5 protein-coding genes are annotated in these 4924 nt (G+C 73.0%); 4 read left to right on the top strand and 1 reads right to left on the bottom strand.

Going from position 1 to position 4924, the window contains the following annotated elements; all coding sequences use genetic code 11:
* The 3 genes from ABD317_RS33525 to ABD317_RS33515 form a co-directional block, all read left to right on the top strand.
* Positions 1–1309, top strand: a 1309-nt coding sequence (locus tag ABD317_RS33525; RefSeq protein ID WP_344295071.1) for a S1C family serine protease, incomplete at its 5' end; no start/stop codon positions are given.
* Positions 1310–1489: 180 nt separating this feature from the next.
* Entirely contained in the window at positions 1490–1990 is a 501-nt protein-coding gene (locus tag ABD317_RS33520; RefSeq protein ID WP_344295069.1) for a sec-independent translocase, read from the top strand.
* Between the two features lie 164 nt (positions 1991–2154).
* Positions 2155–2802, top strand: a complete 648-nt coding sequence (locus ABD317_RS33515) for a hypothetical protein (RefSeq protein ID WP_027754053.1) — start codon at positions 2155–2157, stop codon at positions 2800–2802.
* A 54-nt stretch (positions 2803–2856) separates the two neighbouring features.
* On the opposite strand, the gene ABD317_RS33510 is transcribed toward ABD317_RS33515, so the two are convergent.
* The gene (locus ABD317_RS33510) at positions 2857–3993 is read right to left on the bottom strand and encodes an Mrp/NBP35 family ATP-binding protein (RefSeq protein WP_344295066.1); all 1137 of its coding nucleotides are present in this window, start codon (positions 3991–3993) and stop codon (positions 2857–2859) included.
* A 95-nt stretch (positions 3994–4088) separates the two neighbouring features.
* Between ABD317_RS33510 and ABD317_RS33505 the strand changes: the two genes are divergently transcribed.
* Positions 4089–4823, top strand: a complete 735-nt coding sequence (locus ABD317_RS33505) for a hypothetical protein (RefSeq protein WP_344295073.1) — start codon at positions 4089–4091, stop codon at positions 4821–4823.
* Positions 4824–4924: the final 101 nt, after the last annotated feature.

Genomic DNA, 4924 nt, shown 5'->3' with positions numbered 1-4924 from the left:
CGTGCCGCCCGCGGCCGGGGGGCAGGGCGGGCCACCGCACTTCGGCGGTCCCGGGGCGCCGGGGCCCGGTCCGTACGCCACCGCCGGGCCCTACGGACACCCGCAGGGCGCCCCGCAGGGGGCCCCGCGCTACGACCCCTGGGCTCCCGCGCACGCCGCGCACGGCGCCGGTGCGCGGGAGCGGCGCAAGGGGCGGTGGGCCACCCTCGTGGGGGCGCTCGTCATCGCGCTCGTCGCGGGCGGCATCGGCGGCGCCATCGGCAGCTACATCGAGCGCAACGGCACCCCCGGGCACGTCGAGCTGGACCAGTCCGCCGCCGACGACGGCGGCGGCAAGCGCCCGCCCGGCAGCGTCGCCGGGATCGCCCGGTCCGCGCTGCCGGGGGTCGTCACGCTGCGCGTCAGCGGCGCCGCCGAGCAGAGCACCGGCACCGGCTTCGTCCTCGACAAGCGCGGGCACATCCTCACCAACAACCACGTCGTGCAGCCCGCCGAGGACGGCGGGGAGATAACGGTGACGTTCAGCGGCGGCGAGTCCAAGACCGCCGAGGTCGTCGGCGGCGACGCCGGTTACGACCTCGCCGTCGTCCGCGTGAAGGGCGTTTCCGGGCTGAAGCCGCTGCGGCTCGGCAACTCCCGCTCCGTCGCCGTCGGGGACCCGGTCGTCGCCATCGGCGCCCCGTACGACCTGCCGAACACCGTCACCTCCGGGATCATCAGCGCCAAGGAGCGCCCCATCACCGCCGGCGGCGGGGAAGGCGACGGCAGCGACGTCTCGTACGTGAACGCGCTGCAGACCGACGCCCCGATCAACCCCGGCAACTCCGGCGGTCCGCTCCTCGACGCCAAGGGCCGCGTGATCGGCATCAACAGCGCCATCCGCGGCGCCGACAACGGCAGCGGCGACCCGCAGACCGAGCAGGGCGGCAGCATCGGCCTCGGCTTCGCCATCCCGGTCAACAAGGGCGCGGAGGTCGCCGAGCAGCTGATCAACACCGGCAAGGCGACGCACCCCGTCATCGGCGTGACGCTGAACATGCAGTACACCGGCGACGGCGCCCAGGTCGGTACCACCGCGGCGGAGGGCGGCACCGAGCCGGTCACCCCGGGCGGCCCCGCCGACACCGCGGGCATCGAGCCGGGGGACGTCATCACCGGGGTCGACGGCGAAGCGGTGCACAACGGCGAGGAGTTGATCGTCAAGATCCGCAGCCGCAGCCCCGGCGACGACCTCAGTCTGACCGTCGAGCGCGACGGCGAGGAGCTGACCGTCGATCTCACCCTCGGCGAAGGCGAGCCCGCCGACTGACCCCGCGCCCCCGGCAGCCGTCAAACGCCGCCAAACGGCGCCAAACACCGCATCGGCCGCGGGGGGACCAGTCCACCGCGGCCGATGCGGTACTCCCGGTGGGGCGGGGTCGCCGGGTACGGTGAGAGTCGCCCGGACCTGCCGGCAGCGGGCCGACGACAGGACAGCAAGGAGTGCCAGGTGTTCTTCGACATAGGACCCCTCGAGCTGATCGCTCTCATCATCCTGGCCACGATCGTCTTCGGCCCCGACAAGCTGCCCAAGGTCATCCAGGACACGATGCGGTTCATCCGCAAGGTCCGGGAGTTCTCCGACAGCGCCAAGGAGGACATCCGCCAGGAGCTGGGCCCGGAGTTCAAGGACTTCGAGTTCGAGGACCTGAACCCGAAGAACTTCGCGAAGAAGCACCTCCTCGACAGCGACGACCTGGGTCTGAAGGAGATCCGTAACGGCTTCGACCTCAAGAAGGAGGTCGCCGAGATCGGTGAGGCGGCCCGCACCGTGGGGGACATCGACGACGACGGTGCGGCGGGCGGCAAGCGCATGAGCCTGACGAAGGACAGCGGCAGCGGCGGCGGCAGCGGCAGCGGCGGCAGCAGCGACGGCAAGGGTGACGCCGCAGGTGAGGCCAAGGGCGCGGCCACGGCCGAGCGCCCCCCGTACGACTCGGATGCCACCTGATCGGCTCACATATCAGACCAGCTGCCTGTCCTAGCGTATGCAGGTAGATATCCTCCGGTGTGTCTGGGTGAGCGCCCGGCATGCGGTGTGCCAGGCGGGGCGTGCGCCCCGGCGGGGGGCGACCGCCGACTGACAGGTCCAGGCCACGAGGAGGCACCACGCTGATGGAGATGACGAGCGAGGCGGAGGCCGGGGGGACGACTCGGGAGTCCGAGCCACGTCTGGTGGACAGCTTTCTGCTGGCGTCCTTCCCCTGGTACGGGCTGGACGACGCGTTCGCCGGCCCGCGGTGGCTGCAGTCGACGGGGGGCGGCGACGGCGGCGTGGAGCACGGCACGGTGGGCCACGGGGACATGCCCTCGTACCTGGCCGAGGCCGGCCCGCGTGACCACCGTTTCGCGGTGGTCGTGACCGTCGCGAGCCGCCCGGTGCGGCGCAGCGCGGACGGCACCGGGGTGCTGGAGGCGACGTCCGTGTCGTCCGCGGCCTGGCTGGCGGGCTCGGGGCTGCTGTCGTGCACCTGGCCGCCGCAGATGGAGCGCCAGATGCGCGAGGAGTGGCTGGACCAGCAGACGTCGGTGGCCTGGGAGCTGGCCGACGACCTGGAGGGGCCCGGCTGGTCCGCGCTGTCGCTGCCGGTCGACGGCGAGGCGGCGCAGTTCCACTACCGGGAGTCGGAGTACGGCTGGGTGCTGGCGGGGACGACGCCGAACCAGGTGCACCTGGGCGCGTACGGCCGCGGGATGAGCGCGTACGGGCTCGCGTTCTCGGTGATCAAGGACATCACGGCGTACGAGGACCGCCGGGGGTAGCCGGCGGCGGTGCGGGGCGCGGATCGCGTACGGGCCGCGCCCCGGCGGCCGCGGTCAGAACTTGTTGCGCGGGGTGACGCCCAGCGCCATCCCCGCCAGCCCCCGCGGCCGCCCGCCGAGCTGTGCCGCGATGTCGCGCAGCGCCGAGCCCGCCGGGGAGTCCGGGTCGGTCAGGACGACCGGCTTGCCCTCGTCGCTGCCGGCCCGCAGCGTCACGTCGATCGGGATGCCGCCGAGCACGGGCACCTCCGCCCCGGTCGTGCGCGTCAGCCCCTCGGCGACCTTCTTGCCGCCGCCGGTGCCGAAGACGTCGACCATCTCGCCGCAGTGCGGGCAGGGCAGGCCCGACATGTTCTCCACGACGCCGACGATCTTCTGGTGCGTCTGCACGGCGATCGCGCCGGCCCGCTCCGCGACCTCGGCCGCGGCCTGCTGCGGCGTGGTGACGACGAGGATCTCGGCGTTCGGCATGAGCTGCGCGACGGAGATCGCGATGTCGCCGGTGCCCGGGGGCAGGTCCAGGAGCAGCACGTCGAGGTCGCCCCAGAAGACGTCGGCGAGGAACTGCTGCAGCGCGCGGTGCAGCATGGGGCCGCGCCAGACGACCGGCGCGTTGCCCGGCGTGAACATCCCGATGGAGATGACCTTCACGTCGTGCGCCGTCGGGGGCATGATCATGTCCTCGACCTGGGTGGGCACGGCGTCCGTGCCGAGCATGCGGGGTACGGAGTGGCCGTAGATGTCGGCGTCGACGACGCCGACCTTCAGCCCGTCGGCCGCCATCGCCGCCGCCAGGTTGACCGTCACGGACGACTTGCCGACGCCGCCCTTGCCGGACGCCACCGCGTACACCCGGGTCAGGGAGCCGGGCTGGGCGAAGGTGATCTCACGTTCCGCCTTGCCGTCGCGCAGGGACGCGGCGAGCGCCTTGCGTTGCTCGTCGCTCATCACGTCCAGCTCGACGGTGACGGACGTCACATCCGCGACCGCCTCGACCGCGTCGGTGACCCGCGAAGTGATCGTGTCCCGCATCGGACAGCCGGCGACGGTGAGGAAGACCCCGACGGCCACGGCGCCGTCTGTCCCGATCTCGACCGACTTGACCATGCCGAGGTCGGTGATCGGCCGGTGGATCTCCGGGTCGTTCACCGTCGCGAGCGCGGCGCGCACCGACTCTTCTGTGACAGCCATGGCACCAGCGTACGGCCGAGTGCCGCGGGCGGGGAAAGCCAGGTGCCCGGGCGCCCGGTACGCTGCCGCACGTGATGAGGAGATCGGCCTTCCGGATGGTGCTGTTCGCTGTCTCCGCCGCCCTTCTCGCGGGCTGTGCCGAGGAGGGTCCCGAGGCGGGCGAGAACGGCGTCGGGGAGCTGTCCCCCGAGCGCATCAGGGCCAAGGCGGAGCGGGCGGCGGCGCGCGCCGCGTCGGTGCGGCTCGCGGGCACCCTCGTGAGCAACGGCGAACCGGTCAAGCTCGACATGCGGCTGTCGTCGGCCGGCGGGGTCGGCGAAGTCTCCACCGGGGGCATGACGTTCTCGCTGCTGCGCGCCGAGGAGGACCTGTACCTGAAGGCCGGCGACGAGTTCTGGCTGCACCAGGACGAAGGCGAGGGCGACGGGAAGGGCGAAGGCGGCGGCGAGCCCTCGGAGGCGGACATCGCGGCGGCGCAGAAGCTCGACGGCAAGTACGTGAAGGTGCCGCCCAAGGACACCGCGTACAAGCAGCTCAGCGGCTTTACCGAGATGAAGGTGCTGCTCGACGGGCTGCTGAAGCTCGACGGCGAGCTGGCGGCGGAGGAGAACGGCGAGGTCGACGGCTTCACCACGATCCGGGTGACGGCCGACGACGGCGCCGGCGGGGCGCTGGAGGTGGCCCTGGAGGGGCGCCCGTACCCGCTGCTGCTGGAGCGCGCGGGGGACGCGGGCGAGCTGCGACTGCTGGACTGGGACGAGGAGTTCGAGGTCAACGCCCCGCGCAAGGAGGACGTCGTGGACTACGGGAAGCAGATCTCGGCGAGCTGACCCGCGGCCCGCAGCCCGCAGGCCCCGCCTCCCGCCGTCCGGCTCCCGGCCCCGGGCGTGCCGCTCAGCCGCGCCGGCGCCGCCCGAACAGCAGCCGCGGC

Source organism: Streptomyces synnematoformans (assembly GCF_039531005.1).
Taxonomy (GTDB): Bacteria; Actinomycetota; Actinomycetes; order Streptomycetales; family Streptomycetaceae; genus Streptomyces; species Streptomyces synnematoformans.
The sequence above is the reverse complement of the archived record's forward strand: the minus strand, read 5'-3'. Positions and strand labels throughout refer to the sequence as shown.

What these genes read in the sequence shown, in the direction of transcription:
- ABD317_RS33515 (WP_027754053.1), top strand. Translation starts at nt 2,155, where the DNA reads ATGGAGATGACGAGCGAGGCGGAGGCCGGGGGGACGACTCGGGAGTCC.
- ABD317_RS33505 (WP_344295073.1), top strand. Translation starts at nt 4,089, where the DNA reads ATGGTGCTGTTCGCTGTCTCCGCCGCCCTTCTCGCGGGCTGTGCCGAG.
- ABD317_RS33510 (WP_344295066.1), bottom strand. Translation starts at nt 3,993, where the DNA reads ATGGCTGTCACAGAAGAGTCGGTGCGCGCCGCGCTCGCGACGGTGAAC.